The organism is Sporosarcina sp. Y838, assembly GCF_056786515.1.
Genome location: NZ_JBXCJD010000002.1, coordinates 1 through 20183, shown reverse-complemented (window position 1 = coordinate 20183; position 20183 = coordinate 1). Strand labels below are relative to the sequence as shown.

Here is a 20183-nt window from a genome sequence, read left to right as displayed (position 1 = left end):
CTTCTTTCTTAAATTTCATATTCTGGTTCTGGTGTAAGTCTTTTCAAAAATTGTTTCGTGCGATCGTGTTTTGGATGGACCAATACATCTTTCGGTGTACCTTGTTCAACAACAAGCCCGTCCGCCATGAAAATAACTTCTGTAGCCACATCTCGGGCAAAGTCAATTTCATGTGTTACAATTATCATCGTAATTCCTTCATCCGCAATTTTCTTTATAATAGAAAGAACTTCTCCAACCATTTCGGGATCGAGTGCAGATGTTGGTTCGTCGAATAATAATACAGAAGGCTTCAATGCCAGTGCGCGAGCAATTCCTACGCGCTGTTGCTGTCCGCCTGAAAGTTGCGTTGGGTAGTCATTTGCTTTATCTTCAAGACCGACTTTTTGAAGAAGTTCCATGCTAATCTGACGTGCCTCATCTATGTTGATTTTCTTCGCAACGAGAAGGCCTTCCATAATGTTTTCAATCACAGTTTTATTTTTAAATAAATTATAATGCTGAAAAACCATAGCCGTTTTTCTTCTTAACGTTAGGATGTTTTTTTTCGTTGCACTTTTTTCATCTATGGAAAAATCATCGATTGAAATGCTACCTTCATCAGGTTTTTCTAAGTAATTTATGCAACGAAGGAGGGTTGTTTTACCAGATCCACTTGGCCCGACAATCACCAAGACATCTCCTTTGTTCACAGTTACATCAATGCCATGAAGCACCGGATTCTTATTGAAACTCTTTTTAATATTTTTTAATGTTATCAATTTCCCACCCCACCTACGATTTACTGAATGCATCATAACAGTACATACAATAGCATAAGTATTCCTAGTTGTAAAGTAGACATTAGGTAGATATACTAGTTATGTTGAAATAAAGAAACCCATAGAATTCGCTGCCCCTTGTAAGGCGCTGACGTACTATTCAAGTTATAGAATTATCAAACCAATAAGGAAGTGTCCTATATGTCGAAGAAGGTATTTGTTGGAAATGCATTTCAAAAGGAATGGCTAGAAAAACTCATGAACCATGAGGAAGCTTTTAAAAGTCATTCGAAAGAAAACGATGAACAGACTCGATTTCCGAAAGAAAATATAAAAGCACTTGTTGACCTCGGTTATACGAAACTAACGTTACCGAAAGAATATGGTGGCGAGGGTATCAGTGTGCGTGACATGGTTTTATTCCAAGAAACGATTGCTAGTTTTGACGGCGCTACAGGGTTAGCAATTGGCTGGCACCAAGGTGTTGTCGGAGAATTATTTGAGAAGAAATTATGGAGTGAAGATCTATTAACTTCATTTGCACAAGAGGTTTTGGACGGGGCATTAGTGAATCGAGCAGTGAGTGAAGCGCAAACGGGTAGTCCAACTCGTGGTGGTCGTCCTGGGACAAATGCCGTGAAAAGAGATGGCAAATGGGTGATTACGGGTCAAAAAAACTTTACGACGATGTCACCCGTGTTAACACATTTTCTAGTGTCTGCATGGATTGAAGAGAAAGAGGGCATCGGTTTCTTCTTAGTTGAACGAGATTCAAAAGGCTTGTCCATCAAAGAAACATGGGACGTTGTGGCGATGAGGGGAACAGAAAGCCATGACTTAGTGCTAGACAACGTTGAAGTTTCGGAAGAGAAATTTGTTGAATTCAATCAAGGTCCTAGGGGCAATACGTTGAATCCATGGATTCTGCACATTCCCGCTTGTTACCTCGGCATTGCACAAGCAGCTCGTGATTATGCGGTGAAATTTGCAGTCGAATACTCCCCGAATAGTTTACAAGGGTCAATTAGTCAATTGCCGAATGTCCAAAGTTTAATTGGCCAAATGGACTTAGAACTGATGAAAGCGAGACACTTCCTTTACAGTGTGGCGGATGCTGTAGATAATGACGCGCGTCGCGAACAACTAACGAATGAACTGGCCGCTGCCAAACATATCGTGACAAATTCAGCAATTACAATCGTTGATAAAGCGATGCGTTTAGTCGGAGCGAAAAGTCTTCAAATGTCCAACCCATTGCAAAGGTATTATCGGGATGTACGAGCCGGTCTACATAATCCGCCAATGGACGATATGACAATATCTAAATTAGCTCAAACGGCAATCAAAGAAGCAGAGTCGAAATAAGATTTCGAGTACCTATAAAAAGACAGCAGCTTATTTCATACAGGCTGCTGTCTTTTTGCATCGAAATTTTAGGATTTTAAACTTTTTAAAAGGTGTGCAAGGCCTTTTAAAATAATTGCAAGCGCAAACAAAACAACCACAACGATAACGACAATAACCCCGATTCCAATGAGCGATAAAGTAAATGGGACAGTGAGTAATGTCGGAACGAGGAGTATCAGTCCGAGAATTGCATAAGCTGCTAAAATACAATAAAGAAATAGTGATACATCACTTTTAAAACTTGGCATAGTTAAACACCCCCTTGAAGCTACTATATGTGCAACGCTTCGCAGGAGTGTTAGGGCGAGTATGTCTGTGTAAACAGCTCGTTTGTTGTTTTTTGTCTTGTGCGCATTTCTAGTTCTACATCCTCATTTACATCATGCTTTTTCTGTTATTAAGGATATATAGTAAATGAATTAAATGGTATAATAGTAATTAAATATACCTTTATCTGTTTACTTGTGAACCACAACGTCATCCAATCAACCTATTTATGCCAAAAGGAGAACTACATATGGCGATGAAAGTTTCACTGAAATCCTTAATCCTCCTCGTGGCCTTACTGTCAGTTGGACTTACACTTTTTAGTAGTATTACATCAGGGTATCTAGTCAATCAGCAGACACTGGTTGAAAATACATTGGAAACAAACCGGGTGTACACCCAGAAACTTGCGAGCACCACTGATAACTTTTTTAAAACGACGCTTCAAGAATTGGCCTATAGTGCAAAAGATGTCTCTGGTTACTTTGAGCAAAGCGATTCTGAGTTACTCTTATTTAATGAAGCAAAGCGTTTATTTGAGCGAAATAAAACGTTTAATTCGGTCGTTATCGCGTCTGCATCGGGTGAGGTTATTGCAAAGTCACCCCATAGCATACGGTTAAAAGGGAGTATGGTGGTGAAGAATTCATTTTACTGATGCCTGATACGACTATGATGGATACTTTTGAAGTCGCCGAAAGACTGCGGAAAAAGTTAGAAACAACGGCGAGTCCAAGTGGGGAAATAGTCAAGATTTCAGCAGGCATTGCAAGTTTCCTGGAATGCGGAAATCACATTAAAGATTTAATCCAAATTGCGGATAAATGCTTGTATGAAGCAAAAAGTACCGGTAGTAAAAAAGCATTATGGCAATGCACCACACAGATAAAATGAATCGTTCGTTTCTTAAAAGGAACCAACCTAGGCTATACTATTAATAAGGAAAGGGAGTTATTTAAATGACACTTAAGCAAAAACTGAAGGATTCGATGAAGGAAGCTATGAAAGCCAAGAACAAAGAAGAACTAACAAGCATTCGTTTGGTATTAAGCACGATTCAAAAAAAGGAAATCGATAAAAACGACGGCAATGAGCTTGCTGACGAAGAAGTGATGCAAATCATCCAAACAGAAATCAAGCAAACCCAAGAGTCCCTAATGTACGCGAAGCAATCCGACAAAAGCGAAATGATCACCAATCTTGAAAACCGCATACAAATGCTTACATCATATCTACCCGAGCAACTCAGCGAAGATGAAGTCAAATCAATCGTAAAAAACATCATCGAAACAAATGGTTTCTCCGGCAAGCAAGACATGGGCAAAGTAATGGGCCTCGCCATGTCAGAACTAAAAGGCAAAACAGAAGGCGCTTTAATTAGTAAAGTAGTTAAAGAGTTGCTATAGAAAAGCGAAAGGCGCCTGGAAAAAGGAAGGCAGTCAAAGTACGCCGCGTCCTGCGGCAATAAGGAAGGATGCAGTTCAATCCTTCCCTACTGCATGACCTACATCCTGTAGGCCTCCGACAGGCATAAGACGGCCCAACGACGCGGCGAACTTCCGCATAGTTGGGCTGACTTATGACCCGAGGAGTTGGCGCCTGCAGCTGGATCATAAGAAAAGCGGAAGGCGCCGCACAGCTCCGACAGGCATAAGACGGACCAACGACGCGGCGAACTTCCGCATAGTTGGGCTGACTTATGACCCGAGGAGTTGGCGCCTGTAGCTAGATCACAAAAAAACGGAAAGTTACGGATAAATATTCCGTAACTTTCCGTTTTTTTTATTCTGGGGGGGATTTGGTGTATCTTACATACATCGTTGGTGGAGTTTCCAACAAAACCTCCAGGAGTTTCCGGTGATCACGTTGCGATGTTTGTATAATCGAGTAACTTACACATGTCAGTATATGAACACCCTTCACGTCAACCCAAGACGTTAAGGGTGTTCTTGTTTTCAGAATTAATGAAAAATAGTGAAAACAGTGGTATAGTAGATAACTAGAGAGGGAACTTCTGGAAAAAGTAACGTTCATAGAGTTGCATAGAATTTATCAAATTACTGGGGGGATTTTTATGAAAATCACAGTTGTAGGAGCAGGACATGGTGGAACAACAATCGCTGCTGATTTGAAACGTAAGGGTCATCTAGTCACTTTGTTAAAGACTTCAAAGAGTTTGCATAACGACAATTTTGATTACCTAACGAATCATAAAGGTCAAATCACTATTGTGGATGGTAAGGAAGAAAATACAGTCCATCTAGATGTAGTGACGACGGATGTTGAGGTGGCAATTAAAAATGCTGAAATGATTATTATTTATGTCCAAACAAATTACCATGAACAAGTTATTAAGCGTATAATACCTTTCATGAATGAAGACCAAATCGTGTTGCTGGAGCCGGGTTATTTATCAACAGCATATTTCTTGAAACATGAAAAGAAAAAGCGATTTACAATTGTTGAAGCACAAAGTTCACCAATTGACTGTAGAATTATTGAACCTGGTAAAGTAAAGATTTTGTTTAAAAATGTTAGAAATCCAATTGCAATTTATACGGAAAAAGACAAAATAGTTATTCAAGAAAAGTTAGATACGCTACACTATCATTTTATTTACCTCGATTCAGTCATCGAAGCTGCTCTCCACAACCCCAATTTAATTGTCCATACGATCGGAGGAATTATGAGTATTCCTCGAATTGAATATACGGAAGGCGACTATTGGATGTACAAAGAAGTGTTCACACCCCACGTCTGGAATATGGTAGATAGCCTTGATAATGAAAAAATGGATGTGCTGGAGAAGGTAGGGGCGGAACGATTGCCTTACGTGGAAGCCTGCAAATTCCGTAATTTTGAAAATCGAACAATCGATGCGAAAGAAGCATTTTTATCATATGCTAAAAACAGTTCACCAGAAGGCCCATTTGTAGCGGATTCAAGATTTATTACGGAAGACGTTCCTGAAGGTCTCGTATTGTTGGAATCTTTGGGGCAGATGTTAGACGTCAAAACGCCTACGTGCACGGGTTTGATCAACATCGCGTCTGCTGCTCTTGCGACGGATTTTAGGGAAAATGCGAGGACTGTCGAATTACTAGGTAAAGAAAACTTAGAGAAGATAATCGGCACGCTTGCTGTTTCAGTAGGTTGAAAAAGAACCTATGTATTTAAATTGATTTGCATGTTCAATACAAAAGCCTTCCACAGAATCAATGGATTCTGTGGAAGGCTTTTGTCTATCTATATACAAAACCGTTTTACAATTTCTCGAATGCCTGAACTGCTGCTTCAGCAACTTTGACATCATTCGCCACAGCACTGCCGCTTGCACCTACTGCGCCTACAACTTTTCCGTCTTTCATCAATGGGAAACCGCCGCCAAAAATGACCAAACGGCCGTTATTTGTAGTGTTCAAACCGTAGAGTTCAGCTGCAGGGACTGTTGCCTGTTCCAAATTGCTCGTTGGCATTTTTAATGCGACGGATGTCCATGCTTTGTTTTGTGAGATGTCGATGCTGGCAATCCAAGCGTCGTCCATGCGATGAACAGCTATCAAGTTACCGCCCTCATCCACTACAGAAATGACCATAGCCACTCCTAAATTGGTTGCTTCTTGCTCTGCCGCTTCAATAATTTTTTTCGCTGTTTCCAATGTTAATTTTCCCATGTAAACTGCAGCTCTTTCAATCGATTTGTAGTTAATGGACCCATTTGCTGTCACCTAGATGACCCACTCAGTCTAAAATAGTCAAGCGGAATTTTCAGATATCTGAGCGCTGTACCTTTCAGAAATATTCCTCAAATATAAAATTCTTAAATTGTCTAATTTGCTTGTAGCCTTCTCCTTTACGATCTACATTGACTTCTGAATGTTCCATATGTATAATACCAAGTAAACAGGTATACTTAATGCGGTTTATAAAATAGAGGAAGTAGGTTGATTCTATGAATAAAACAGTTTCAATTTATGCGAATAAATTACAACTTTCCGGAGTGCTTCATCTCCCAGAGAATGTTCATCATAGAAAAGTTCCACTTATTGTTTTACTGCACGGATTTGTTGGGAGCAAAGTGGGCGAACATCGTTTATTTGTAAAAGCGGCCAGGTATTTCACGGCTAGGGGGTATGGTGTATTTCGTTTTGACTTTAGCGGTTGTGGGGAAAGTGACGGCGATTATGGAGATGTCACGGTCACGAAGCAGTTGAGCGAGGTTCAAGCTGTACTCCGTTATGTGTCGACTATTAAAGAAGTAGATGCAAACAATATTATTATGATTGGCCACAGTCTTGGGGGTGCTGTCGCTTCGATAATCGCTTCACTAGACCGTCGCATACGCAGGCTTATTTTATGGTCGCCAGTGGGTAGACCGTATGAAGATATTTCGCAAATTTTGGGTGAACGTGCAATTAAAACTGCAGACACAAATGGGGGAGTTGACTATCATGGTTTTTACGTGAGTCAGGCATTTTTAACTGATTTGAAAAATCATCATCCTCTTGAATCAGTTCGTTCTTTTAAAGAGGCGGCATTGGTCATTCATGCAAAAAGTGACGAGGACATTCCGAAAGAACATACTGCCCGTTATTTTGCTTCATTGCAACAACGACCTATCCAAAAACCAATAAACACACATTATATCGAAGGTGCGGATCATACCTTTTCAAGCTACACTTACGAAAATGAATTATTTCAGACTTCTTTTGACTGGCTTGAAGAGCTCAAGGAGCATCCTCGGAGAATAAACACGATGGTGAAATTACATGCTTCTCACGATAAGGAAGCACTAGCACCTGTATTGGCAAAACAACAGTAGGTTGATCAACACAATTGTGTAATACCTAATCAATGCTAGTCAAATTTAACTTACAATAAATCGAAAAATTGGAGAGACACAGGAGCCTATCCTGGCGTCTCTCCAATTTTTTACCCTTTTAAGATAAAGTCATTTACAAATGTGTGTTACTGGATGCGACAAGTTATGTGTTTATTTAAACTTTTCAAAATAAAAGAAGGTATATTGATTTATTTGTCGAAACTGCACTGTATGGTCTGAATGTTCATGATATGATATAACTAGTTTTATTGGTAATTGATCCATTTAAGTTAGAAAAAGTACTATAGGTAATAAATAGTACTAGTCGAAATTACACACGGTTAAATGGAAGCGATTACATCTCGTGCTATTTTATTTGTTGAAAAAGTAGAGTTAAATGAGAATTATGGATTGCGTAGCTAATTCGTAGAGGGGGTGAGAAAAGTTAGGAAGAAAAGCATAAGGAGTATAAAGGGGAATTATTCCATTCTGTAACTAGTATACTCTTTTTAAATAAAAATATACTATATTTGATACGGGGGAAGAGAAATGGGGAAACTTACTGACTATGTGATGGATTATAATACGATTTTATTTTTACCAAAGACAAATGAGTTTGGCGAACTATATACATTCGTTTTAAATGATACGTCATCATTTGACATAGAGGCTGGGCCGACTGAACTTATCGATTTTAACTTAAGGTACTACGGGTCTAGTCTAAAAGGTGCACGAGAAGGCGCGAATATGATTTTAGGGGATGGCAGAATGTATCCCGTTATTATAAACGAAAAACTCGACCTCTATTGGTTTCCAAGCAAATCACCAGCAAAAGAAGACTGCATCTGGTTTGCGCTGCATCATATTAAGAAAACCATTAAGCTGTCAAATGTACGCACAAAGGTAATCATGGGTAATGGTACTATTATCATTGTCGAGATGAGTAAAGCATCGTTTGATAAAAAAATACAGAAAGCTTACAATCTAAAGGGATTGATTGAAGCCAGAACGAAGACCACATTAAAGACGACAGAGAAGAGTGCACCGACGAACGCCAACGAAACCAAAGGGATTTACATCATTTCAAAGGTAGAGAAAGGAAAAAACTTTGAAATAATTTCAATACAAGCGCAATACGATTATGGAAAAGATGACTAGTTTGTTGTTCTATTGTTCGACATGCTTCTCGCAATTATATATATTAATACGATAGCCGTTTTAGTTCGGGGCGTAAATTTTAGATTGCTTGGCGCAAGCTCGACCATTTTCAAGAGAATTATTATTCAGAGTGTGGATTTGTAGAACGCTTGGCGCATTGGGGATGCCTCTCGCCCTGAGCCTGGATTGGCGCTTCGCATCCAGTCTCATGGCTTCGGCTACCCCTTTGCCGCGCCTGCGCTGGAGTGTACCATTAGTGATAGTAATTCTGAGATGTATGCACTGAGATTATAATGTGATTACTATTTGATTCTAATTTCATTGAAGAACGACGCACTAAATATTGCAAGCCTAATCCCGAATAACGAAATGAGCTTTCTAATATAAACTATCCAGCGAAGGCGCGACTTCGTGGTAGCCGGAGCGGGCTCAATGGGATTCTTTATTTCAACATATTTACTAGGGAAAAAGGGGTACACGATTTGAAAAAGAATATATGGTTACTATTATCCATAGCGTTAAATATAGGAATCCTTGCTTTATTGCTAGTTGTTAACAAAGACCCACAATCGACCGGCAATGGACATACCACGGCTAAGACGAAATACAATGAACGGGTTTCCTTATTCGAACAAGTAGAAACCCAAAATGTAGATGCTGTTTTTGTAGGGGACAGCATAACTGAAAGAAGCCTATGGAACGAACTCTTTCCCGGGAAATTGATTGTTAATCGGGGAATTGAAAGAGATACGACGAAGGGTTTACTCAAGAGGCTAGACGGTATCATTGATTTGAAGCCAAAACAAATTTTCTTACTGATTGGTGTAAATGACCTGATTTATGATAAGAAAACAAAAGACACGATTGAGAATTACGAACAAATTATTTTGAAATTACAGGAACAAGCTCCCGACGCTAAGCTATTCATACAAAGTATTTTACCCGTTAAAGAAGGTACACGTGATTTGGAAAACAAAATGATTAATGCATTAAATGAACAAATTCAAGCGTTGGCAGCTACTCATCAAGTTGCTTACATAGACATCCACCATAAACTTGAAAATGAAAGCGGCGTGCTGGATCCTACATACACTGAAGATGGACTCCATTTAAATGGTAAAGCCTACATGGTATGGGCAGATGAAATCAGAGCTTATATCGAATGACTCTACGTTCTTTGGACAGCCTAAAAGTCCACCATTTAAAGACAGTACTAAGAATTCTCTAGGGGATCCAATGAAAACCAGCCAAAGATTCATCAAAGGCTGGTTTTTTGTGTATTGACAGACCTCCCGTTAATCAGTGCGTGTTATGATGTAAGTATAGATTTAAGGGAGGAAACGCTGTGGATAAGAAAGAACAACAGTTATTTGCGCATTATTATTCAAAGTTTGCTGAAAGACGTTTTGATGAGAAGGACTTTTATGCTTTTATGATGCTCGTAAATGATGAAGCACAAGGTATAGATAGCATTAAAAAACTAAGTGATTTTATGGCAGAACGAGAAAAGAGTATGGGGTATGTAAGTGAGTATCTCGAAGAGTGTAAGCATATTATTAATAACGTGGGCAATGGCATCAAAACTAAGAAGATTGAAGATGTCTTTTCATTTAAGGAAATTAGAAACGGCTTTAATACGTTGTTTCAACAAAATGGCTATGACAAATTATCAAATGAACTCATTAATGATTTCATTCTATGCACGATATCATTATTACAGGATATTAAATTAGTTTCAGGTTCATTGAATAAACAGATAGGGCATCTTAGTTTTGCCGTATCCAGTAAGGATATATTTTTGATGGGAAATACAAAAATGTTGAGCAAGGGCAGCTATGTACCTGTGACTTTTCAGGTTTTGTCCGCAAAGAATAGTTACGAAGCCGTAACACCCCAAGACAAAAACGATACCCCGTATCTTTTCAATGAAGAGCTCATCGAGGTTGTAAATATTGACGGAGAAATGATTATTACGTTTCCTGAAATCGTTACGTGAGTGCAATGTGAAATCAGACAGTTATATGCTGTCTGATTTTTTTTTTTGTAAAATACCAATCCGAGCTGAAGCGAGTAGGGTAAAAGTGGCGCGGTTTCTTATCGGCCATTATCGGTTCGCTTTGGATAAAGTTAAAGTACATCAAAACAAGCGCTTAGATTAGTGACTTCGTCGCTCCCTTATAATGACCAAAGTAAAAATGCGCTTACCTTTTATAATAAAAGAATAGAATCTTCTCTATCAATTTTCAAAGCGCCGAAACGTCTATTATGGAATCAGACACTAATAACTGGATTTTTTCATCTTACATAACTAGTAAAATGTGCATGGTTATTAGTTGATATATAGATTAGTCAAAATAAATAATTTTTATACACATCAAAAGATTTACATAGAATTTACAAAACATTACAAAAGGTCACTAGGTGATCCTCCACATGCGGTGATATGCTGAATATGGAGATAAATTATTCAGATAATTGACTTGAAAGGGAGCGATTTTGCGCTTTTTGCAAGGATTTCGAATAAATGCTAGTTTTCAATCAGAAAGGGGAATTATTACATGCATAAAGGAAATTGGAAAAAGCCTTTGAACACCTTTTTATCGATTGGTTTAGTAGCGAGTTTGCTAGTACCTGCATACCCGGCGACGGTAAAAGCAGCTGTTGCCTCAGATATACTAATATCTGAATACGTGGAGGGAAGCAGCCATAATAAGGCAGTGGAACTTTACAACGGGACGGGGACTGCACTTGATTTAAGCAATTATACGTTGGAACTCTATGCAAATGGGGCGACGGAAGCTACTTCCAAAATGGCTTTATCGGGGACCTTGAGCAATGAAGAAACTTATGTTTTGTATCATAAAGATGCCAGCGATGCTATTAAGAGTAAGGGCCAATTGGCAAATACAACTGTCATTAATTTCAATGGCGACGACGCACTTGTTTTGAAGAAATCTGGCGAAGTGATTGACTCATTTGGACAAGTTGGAACTAGAAGTAACTGGGGAACCGATGTGACATTGGTCCGGAGTGCCGGAATAACAACAGGTGATTCCAGTCCGAATGATGCTTTCGATCGTAGCACTGAGTGGATTGTTTATCCTAAAGACACATTCGATAATTTAGGATTCCATGACTTCGAAGGCGGAACACCGGTAGATCCTGAGGATCCTGAAGACCCTATAACCCTCATTTCAATCGCAGAAGCGCGATCAATGAATAAGGGAGAGACAGTAACTATTAAAGGAATCGTAGCGGCAAATTTGAAAAATACGATTTCCGTCCAAGATGCTACGGGTGGTATTGCCGTGCGTCCAACTAGTTTAAATGCCGTGGTTGGTGATGAAGTTACCTTAACTGGGACACTTGCCGATTACCGCGGTTTGCTTCAATTAGACAGCGCGACAATCGCAGTGAAAACCGCAAATGTAGGCGCACCGGTTGCTAAAACAATTACAGGTGCCAATGTTGCGGAAGAAAACGAATCGCAACTCGTACTGACAGAAAATATTGAAATCATTGATGTGCAAACTGGCGCAGGTTGGGCCAATTACGTTGCGACAGATGGTACAACGGAATTTATCATTCGCGATGAAAACAATGAATTGGGCTTAGCAGTTGGAACGCAGTATGAATCTATTTCAGGCATCGTGCAGCAATTCGATGCTGATTACCAACTCATTCCACGCTCTAAAGAAGACATCATCGTAGATAGCTCAATTGTCCAACCTGTTACTGCGAATCCTGCAAGCGGAACATTCGTAGGGGGGACTACGGTTACACTGTCAACGAACACAAAACAAGCAGTCATTTATTATACGGTAGACGGAACAAATCCACTTGAATTTGGTGTGAAGTATGAAGCACCTATCAACATTACAGAAAATACAACCATTAAAGCAATAGTAAAAACGGAAGATGGTCAAGTTAGTGAAACGAATACGTTCGCCTATACAATTACCGACAGTCTTCAAATTCATGATATCCAAGGGGAAAACCACACTTCTCCATTTGACAATCAGACAGTTGAAGGAATTGAAGGTATTGTCACTTATTCATTTACACTAAGTGGTTCGACATACTACCATATCCAAACGCCCGATGCGGCAGCAGATGACAATGCAAAGACATCGGAAGGAATCATTCTTTACAGTGGACGGAATGCTTGGCCGATTCAGGTTGGGGATTTAGTAGCTGTCTCCGGTAAAGTTAGTGAATATGCAATTGACGGATTTGCGGATCGACAAGTGACTGACATGAAAGCAACGCAAATCAATGTCCGTGATGATCAAGGCGGAAAAGTAACAGTCTTAAAAAGAGGTGTGCAATTACCAGCACCTATCCTTATAGATGAAGAAAGTATTCCAAGTGAACAGATTGATAGCGACGGTTTGTCCGTATTCAATCCTGACGTTGACGCAATTGACTATTGGGAGAGCTTGGAAGGAATGCGCGTCCAAGTCGGCAATGTCAAAGCTGTATCTCCGCAAGAACATGGTGATTTAATCACGGTACTTGAACAGGCACCGACGAATACACTGCACGGTGGTCTACTGTTAGAAAAAGACAATCAAAACGCAAACCGTGTCCAGTTCCGATTAGAGCCGAATGGTGCGGCCCGTGATTTTGAAGTGGCTACTGGCGATACATTTAAAGGTCCGATTACAGGTGTAGTTGGCTATTCATTCCAAAATTATAAAATCTATGTGGCTTTGGATGAAATGCAGGCGGCACATACAAAAGGCAATGCAACACCTGAAAAAACGACGCTTATCAAAGCAGACGATAAGTTAGCGATTGCATCGTATAACTTGGAAAACTTCTCGAACAACACAAAATCGTCATCTGCAGACAAAGCGCGAAAATTAGCAAGAGCGTTTGCGGAAGATATGCAGAGTCCCGATATTATTGGTGTGACGGAAGTCCAGGATAATAACGGAGAAGATGCCGGGGATTCAAAAGCAAATGAAAGTTATGAAAGATTGATTGCTGAAATCGTGAAAGCGGGCGGCGTGAACTATAAATACGTCAACATCGATCCGGTTTCGAATCAAGACGGTGGAGCACCGAATGCGAATATTCGTGTTGGATTCCTCTACAATCCGGAACGTGTATCGTTGACGGAAGGCAGTCCTATAGGTGACGCAACCACTTCGGTAGCTTACGAGAGTGGAAAGTTAACACTCAATCCAGGACGCATTGACCCACAGAACGCGGCATTCGCTAGCAGCCGTAAGCCACTTGCTGCACAATTTGACTTCCAAGGTGAACAAGTGATTGTTATCGCGAATCATTGGAATTCAAAATCAGGTGATACGCCACTATTTGGTTCAACACAGCCTTCAGTCTATGGCAGTGAAGTACAACGCAAACAAATTGCAACGATTGTCTATGATTTCATTGAAGACGTAAAAACGGATAATCCGAATGCGAACGTCGTTTCTCTAGGCGATTTTAACGACTTCCAATTCTCGGATAGCTTAAAGATTCATGAAGGAAATCTTATGACAAATATGATTAACAAAGTGGAAACGGCTGATCGCTACACATACCTCTACCAAGGTAATTCGCAAGTGCTCGATCATATTTTAGTTTCAAATCACTTAGTCGATCAAACCGAAATTGATATTCTTCATATCAATGCAGACTTTACAGATATGGCAGGCCGTGCAAGCGACCATGACCCAGTCCTCGTCCAAATCGGATTCGAAGAGCCGGTTGTCTGGGAACCGATTAAAGTGAAAAAAGTGTATGACTTAGTGAACTTTAAAAAGAAAAAGTTGAACATTGCAGAACCTAGTGTTGCGGTGAAAATGGATGCGAAATCTTATCTTGACGAAGGAATCCTATTCAAAGGGGATTACTTGGAAGTTAGCGGAGAAGGCTTTAGGACAAATAAATTAATCCTTCAGCCGAAGAAAAAAGGCGCAATTGTCGATTTGAAAGGCACTGTCATGGGGGATATCGTTATCGATGGTCCACATCAACTTCAAATTAGAGGCGCTGAAAATGTGAAGAACATCGAATTCATCAAGGGTGCAAATCTGGATGCAATCGAGTTTTACAATTCAAATGGAAAAAGAATCGGTGAACCAACGAAAGTGGAGAATAAAGCACCTATCGTCACCAAAGCAATTTCTAATAAAACAGTGTCAGAAGGAGAGAGTGTCTCAGTTGTACTTACTGAGCACTTCTCGGATCCTGATGTGGATGAACTAACGTTTTCATCCACAAAAGGCGAAGTAAATGGAGGAATATTATCACTTTCACTTGAAAAAGGTAGCCATATTGTGGGTGTCACAGCGAGTGATGGCGATAAAACGGTTACGACAAGTTTCACTGTGACAGTAACAGCTGTAGCGGTTCCTGCTAATGGTTACTATAAGGACGCTGTTGGAAAAGAAGGGCGGGCATTGAAAAATGCACTTCATGAAATTATTTCGGTGCAAAAGCAGCTAGACTACTCTGAAGTGTGGGCGGCACTGCGGGAGACGGACAAAGATCCGAACAATCCGAACAACGTGATTTTGTTTTACTCTGGAGACTCACGCCCTAAAGATCGCAATGGCGGAAACGTTGGAGATTGGAACCGCGAGCATGTGTGGGCAAAATCCCACGGCAATTTTGGTACAAGCAGAGGACCGGGTACCGATATCCATCATTTGCGTCCCACAGATGTCCAAGTGAACAGTTTACGCGGAAACTTGGATTTTGATAACGGCGGAAGTAGTGTGAAAGGATGTAGCGGATGTTACAAAACAGCGAATTCTTGGGAGCCGCCCGATGCAGTAAAAGGTGATGTCGCTCGAATCCTGTTTTACATGGCTACTCGCTATGAGCAAGGAGACCGTGTCGATCTTGAGTTAAATGAAAAGCTTAACAATGGAAGCAATCCATATCACGGGAAACTTTCGGTTCTGCTGGAATGGCATGAATCGGATCCAATCGATGAATTTGAGCGAAACCGCAACGAAGTTATTGAGCAATGGCAGGGGAACCGTAATCCGTTCATTGACCATCCGGAATGGGTAGAGCTCATTTGGCCACAGGTTGGTGCAGAAGATGTACGAATTGCATCGTGATTTAAAGTGCCTGATTGAAGATAAAGAGTAGCCAGATGATAGCTCACTGAAAAAGTCCACTTGTAAAGACTGGGATATAAATAATCCAGGACACATGCCTCGGCTGCCACAGAAAGGCGCCTGCGCTGGTTGTTCTTTGGTAATAGTCGGGATATATCCTGAATAATGTCTATTAAATCAAAAGTACCATATACACTGAATGAAGGAAGAACTGGACTACTGCCTGTATCGACTAAGTCAGAGCAGATAAGAAGTGGGCAAAAGCTATAAATAGTGCATTAAAAGGGCAACTTCCGTCAATTTGGTGGAAGTTGCCCTTTTCTCAAAGAATAAGAAAGTACATAAATTTAATATACTGAGCGTACAGTGTTAATTTTATTTTGCAGAATTACAAATAATATCCATACTTTATTTGTAAGCATGATAAAAAGACAGGTGAGTACCTGCAAGCAAGTAATCATAAGTAGTTAAGAGAAACATCTTCGACTTCCCCGGTAAACAGGATGAAACAGATAAAAAAATCAAGGTGGGGAAGCCAAAAGGCGACCATTTCCTATTGGAATCCAACAGGTTCCCCAGCAGTCCGGATCAACTGGAGATTCTATCGTAAAGAGCTCTTATTACTAATACACGAGGTATCTGGTTCTGAAACAATTCGAAATTCAATGAGAACCTACTACCCATTAACGCTAAGCCTTAGGTCTTAGGATAAGATAATACTAAGGAACAATGTGGAATATATTTCTATTTTATACAATAAAGATGCAACTAAAACTATGGAAGGTAGCATATGTTAATGAGTCGGAATTTTTAAAATTATTATAGTTTTTAGGAGGAGAATTTCTATGTCGACATTTACCAAATGGGCTTTTGGTAACAAGGCCGCTGTCGCTGTATTTACCATTTTAATATTAGTGATAGGGGTTGTCAGTTATTTCAGACTACCTATGGAGTTTTTACCATCTGCTGATAATCCGCAAGTCACTATTATTTCCATGGGTCAGGGAACTGACTCCAAAACAATGGAATCCGAAGTAACCATTCCGATTGAAAGAGCAATTACAGGGTTAAATGGAAAAACATCCGTCTATTCTACAACTGGAGATGGATTTTCAAAAGTGGATCTGTTCTTCGAGGCAGGAACTGATATGAAACAAGCCAAACAGGATGTACAAGAAGCGATAAGCAATGTAGCTTTGCCTATCTATTTATCCAAGCCAACAATCTCACAGCTAAATACTTCTATGATTCCAATTGCTAACATTGCCGTCAGCTTTAATGAAGGTTTGACTCCTGAAAATATGGAGTTTGCACGCGAAAAACTTACATCTCTCTATCAAGAAATCAAAGGGGTCTCCAAAGTAGATGTATATGGGATTACAGATTCCATCATTTCCGTCAAAATTGATGATGGTAAATTAGCTGAAAATCAGATTTCTCTTCAAGCGATTATGAGTATTCTTAATGGTCAAAATACCGCTGTAGCTGTCGGTGAAAAGATTATTGATGGAAAAACAAGCAATATTAAAGTAATCGGCGATTTAACAAGCATTGATAAATTGAAAAATTTAACTGTAGCAACTAATTTAACACTCGGGGATATCGCCACGATTAAAGAAACAAAAGACTTGAATTTCATTAGCCGTTTTAATGGAAAGGATAGCTTAGATATTAGCATCACGAAGGATAGTCAATCCAATGCGGTGACTATTAGCAAAGAAATTGAAAAAGTGACAAAGGAAATCAATGAAAATTATAATCAGCAGGAATCAGTTATTTACATTTCCTCTGCTGATTTAGTTCAAAACTCCGTTCATACGATGATAAAAGAAGTTCTCCTTGGTGCACTATTTGCAACGATTGTTATTATGATTTTCTTACGAAATATCCGTTCTACTTTTATTACAATTGTATCAATTCCATTATCACTTTGCTTCACCCTATTTCTACTGTCATGGTCTGGTGTAACATTGAATATATTAACGCTTGGCGGTGTAGCTGTCGCAGTTGGGCGTTTAGTAGATGACAGTATTGTCGTAATCGAAAATATTTTCCGTAAAATGCAAACAGAACAATTCTCAGTCCAATTGATTATTGATGCAACTAAGCAAGTTGGAGTCGCTATTACTGCTTCTACCTTAACAACAGTAGCCGTTTTCTTACCGATGAGCTTGTTAAATGGTGGCCTTCAAGAATTCCTTTTACCATTCGCTTTAACGGTTACCTATTCTTTGCTTGCATCTCTGCTCGTCGCTTTGACGGTTGTTCCGTTAATGAGTGCGGGATTATTGAAGAATACAAAGTTGCCTGAACCTAAACGAGCTGTTCGTTTTCCGAAGATAGTTACATGGTCCCTGAATCATAAATGGATTGTCTTCTCCATTTCCATCTTCCTTTTCATCGGATCCATTGGTACTTACTTTGCTATCCCAAAAGGTGCAGTTGATAGCTCCTCTGCAGACTATGTTTTGACCACGCTAAGTTACCCGAATGATACACCACTTGAAAAAGTTAAGGAAAAAACAATGGAACTGGAGTCATCTATTCAAAAAATGGATGTAGTAAAACATGTGTTTTCACAGGTAGGTTCTCCAGCTGAAGCGGCACAATATGGCTGGGTTGGATCACCGACTGAAGCAACTTTCAGTATTTTATTAGAAGATAAAAAAGATACAGAACACATCGTAATTGAAATGGAAAAGAAAAAAGATCAATATCCTGATGCCCTCTTAGAAGTAACTACTGCTTCCTTTATGATGGGAGGAGCAAGTACGAATATTACCATTGATGTAGTAGGCGGAAATTTAGCGAATCTTGAAAAAGTGGCAACAACTATAAAAGAAAAAGTACAGAACCTGGAAGGCGTAGAGGAAGTTACGACCAATCAAGATGAAAAGAAAACCGTGCACTCCCTCATTGTTGATCCAACAAAAGGAAACACAGAACAAATCGCACAACAGTTAGGTGTGATGTTAAATAAGACACCAATAGGAACGATTAGTTTAGATGATAAACAAAAAGTTGTATTTCTAGAACCTCTCCTGGATACGAAAACACCTGAAGACATAGAAAATATACCAGTCATGACTGATACAGGTCTAGTACCAGTATCATCTATTGCTAAGTTGCAAAGTGAAGAGCGTTCAACTAACCAGTTCCATAAAGATGGGGATGCTTACCTCCGAGTAACAGCTTCCGTTGATCCTGCAAAACTATCTGAAGTCTCGAGCGGAATAAATGCAGAAATTTTCGGTGATAAAAAAGACAAGGAAGGCATGGAGCTTCCAGAGAATGTCGAGGTTCTAGTAGGTGGATCAAGTAGCCAACAAGCAGATGATTTTACAGATTTATTTCTCATTATGCTTGTTTCCATCGGGATTGTATTTTTAATAATGGTTATCACATTTAAGTCAATCAAAGCGCCAATCGCTATTCTTTGCTCTCTACCACTAGCTGCAATAGGCGCCATTTTAGGAATTCTTATCAGTGGAATACCAGTTGATATCACGGCACTTCTAGGAGCATTAATGCTAATTGGTATCGTCGTAACAAATGCGATTGTACTTTTAGACCGAGTAAAACAAAATGAACAAAAAATGATTATTCGTGATGCGCTTGTTGAAGCAACCGCAACAAGGATGAGACCGATTTTCATGACTGCGATTGCAACTATCTGTGCGATGCTTCCACTTCTAGTGAAACAAGCAGAAACAGGAAGTTTAGTATCACAAAGTCTCGCGATTGTTGTTATCGGTGGGTTAGCCATGGCGACCCTGCTAACTCTGATTGTTATCCCTTGTATATATGAATTGCTTTATTTTAGAAAGTCTAAGAAACAGCGAATTGGTCAGGCTGCTGAACAAGATACTTCCATATAATAAAAAACAGACCTTAGCTTAAACGCTATTGTTGTGCACCCCAAAAGTTAGAGTCAAAATCTAACCTTTGGGGTGTTTTATTATGGCTAAATATAGCGATGAGTTTAAGTTGATGGTTGTGAAAGAGTATCTAGATGGTTCACTTGGTTTAAAGTTGCTAGTGCGTAAATACGATATAAAATCACATACACAGCTTAGTAATTGGGTGAACGTTTACCAGAAATACGGCGCAATAGGGCTATCTAGAAAGAAGAAACATGAAATTTATTCTGTTCAATTCAAGCTGGATGTACTAAGCTTTATGAAAAGGACAGGCGCTTCTCGAGCTGAAACAGCTCTTCATTTTGGGTTAACGAACCCACCCATGATCTCTTCTTGGAAGAAAAAATTCCTTGAAGGTGGTGTTGAAGCCCTGGACAACCCGAAAGGACGGCCAGCCATGTCGGACAAAGCGAAGAGCGTCAAGAGAAGTAAGCAGCCCACACAACAGGATGAGATGACGCGTGAACAGAAACTAGAACGTGAAAATGAACTACTCCGTTTGGAGGTAGCTTATTTAAAAAAGTTAAAAGCTTTTCAGATGGATCCGGAGGGTTATCTCGAAAAGCACAAACAGCGTTATCATTCGAACTCAAAGAAAACTTCCCACTAAAGGACATCCTTCAAGTCGTAGGCATCCCCGAATCTTCTTATCATTATCATCTAAAAGGAATGATGACGGAGAACCCTAACCAGGAGTTGGAAGAAGAAATTCAAACTATTTTTGAAGAGAATGATGAAAACTATGGTTACCGTCGAATTCAGCTGG

General features: G+C 39.7%; 15 protein-coding genes. 12 read left to right on the top strand and 3 right to left on the bottom strand.

Annotated elements, in window-relative coordinates; all coding sequences use genetic code 11:
• Window positions 1–8: 8 nt before the first annotated feature.
• Window positions 9–761: an amino acid ABC transporter ATP-binding protein gene (locus AC1TO4_RS02850; protein ID WP_482104060.1), complete on the bottom strand. Its 753-nt coding sequence runs from the start codon at window positions 759–761 to the stop codon at window positions 9–11.
• A gap of 201 nt (window positions 762–962) precedes the next feature.
• Here AC1TO4_RS02850 and AC1TO4_RS02845 point away from each other — a divergent pair, with 201 nt between their 5' ends.
• A complete protein-coding gene (locus AC1TO4_RS02845) occupies window positions 963–2126 on the top strand; it encodes an acyl-CoA dehydrogenase family protein (protein WP_482104059.1) in 1164 nt (387 codons plus the stop codon).
• 68 nt (window positions 2127–2194) lie between these two features.
• On the opposite strand, the gene AC1TO4_RS02840 is transcribed toward AC1TO4_RS02845, so the two are convergent.
• Window positions 2195–2416, bottom strand: coding sequence for a hypothetical protein (locus AC1TO4_RS02840; protein ID WP_482104058.1), 222 nt, complete (start codon window positions 2414–2416; stop codon window positions 2195–2197).
• A 269-nt stretch (window positions 2417–2685) separates the two neighbouring features.
• Here AC1TO4_RS02840 and AC1TO4_RS02835 point away from each other — a divergent pair, with 269 nt between their 5' ends.
• From AC1TO4_RS02835 to AC1TO4_RS02820, 4 genes are all read left to right on the top strand, one after another.
• The gene (locus AC1TO4_RS02835) at window positions 2686–3093 is read left to right on the top strand and encodes a hypothetical protein (RefSeq protein ID WP_482104057.1); all 408 of its coding nucleotides are present in this window, start codon (window positions 2686–2688) and stop codon (window positions 3091–3093) included.
• Window positions 3093–3329, top strand: coding sequence for a diguanylate cyclase domain-containing protein (locus tag AC1TO4_RS02830; protein WP_482104056.1), 237 nt, complete (start codon window positions 3093–3095; stop codon window positions 3327–3329). Before AC1TO4_RS02835 ends, AC1TO4_RS02830 begins: the two co-directional genes overlap by 1 nt.
• A 65-nt stretch (window positions 3330–3394) precedes the next feature.
• Window positions 3395–3841, top strand: coding sequence for a GatB/YqeY domain-containing protein (locus tag AC1TO4_RS02825; protein ID WP_482104055.1), 447 nt, complete (start codon window positions 3395–3397; stop codon window positions 3839–3841).
• 668 nt (window positions 3842–4509) lie between these two features.
• A complete protein-coding gene (locus AC1TO4_RS02820; protein ID WP_482104054.1) occupies window positions 4510–5592 on the top strand; it encodes an NAD/NADP octopine/nopaline dehydrogenase family protein in 1083 nt (360 codons plus the stop codon).
• A 106-nt stretch (window positions 5593–5698) separates the two neighbouring features.
• Here the strand turns inward: AC1TO4_RS02820 and AC1TO4_RS02815 are convergent, their stop codons facing one another.
• A complete protein-coding gene (locus tag AC1TO4_RS02815; protein WP_482104367.1) occupies window positions 5699–6109 on the bottom strand; it encodes a GlcG/HbpS family heme-binding protein in 411 nt (136 codons plus the stop codon).
• Window positions 6110–6387: 278 nt separating this feature from the next.
• On the opposite strand from AC1TO4_RS02815, the gene AC1TO4_RS02810 reads away from it, so the two are divergent.
• The 7 genes from AC1TO4_RS02810 (at window position 6388) to AC1TO4_RS02780 (ending at window position 20027) form a co-directional block, all read left to right on the top strand.
• Window positions 6388–7257: an alpha/beta hydrolase family protein gene (locus AC1TO4_RS02810; protein ID WP_482104053.1), complete on the top strand. Its 870-nt coding sequence runs from the start codon at window positions 6388–6390 to the stop codon at window positions 7255–7257.
• A gap of 549 nt (window positions 7258–7806) precedes the next feature.
• Window positions 7807–8415 (top strand): competence protein ComK, encoded by a 609-nt coding sequence (locus AC1TO4_RS02805; RefSeq protein ID WP_482104052.1) that lies wholly within the window; start codon window positions 7807–7809, stop codon window positions 8413–8415.
• Window positions 8416–8897: 482 nt separating this feature from the next.
• Window positions 8898–9581 carry a GDSL-type esterase/lipase family protein gene (locus AC1TO4_RS02800; RefSeq protein WP_482104051.1) on the top strand — a complete coding sequence of 228 codons (684 nt, stop codon included), beginning with the start codon at window positions 8898–8900 and terminating at the stop codon, window positions 9579–9581.
• A gap of 179 nt (window positions 9582–9760) precedes the next feature.
• Window positions 9761–10411, top strand: coding sequence for a hypothetical protein (locus AC1TO4_RS02795; protein WP_482104050.1), 651 nt, complete (start codon window positions 9761–9763; stop codon window positions 10409–10411).
• Between the two features lie 562 nt (window positions 10412–10973).
• Window positions 10974–15497 (top strand): endonuclease, encoded by a 4524-nt coding sequence (locus AC1TO4_RS02790; protein WP_482104049.1) that lies wholly within the window; start codon window positions 10974–10976, stop codon window positions 15495–15497.
• An 845-nt stretch (window positions 15498–16342) separates the two neighbouring features.
• A complete protein-coding gene (locus AC1TO4_RS02785; RefSeq protein WP_482104048.1) occupies window positions 16343–19375 on the top strand; it encodes an efflux RND transporter permease subunit in 3033 nt (1010 codons plus the stop codon).
• 82 nt (window positions 19376–19457) lie between these two features.
• Window positions 19458–20027 (top strand): transposase, encoded by a 570-nt coding sequence (locus AC1TO4_RS02780; RefSeq protein WP_482104047.1) that lies wholly within the window; start codon window positions 19458–19460, stop codon window positions 20025–20027.
• Window positions 20028–20183 lie beyond the last annotated feature (156 nt).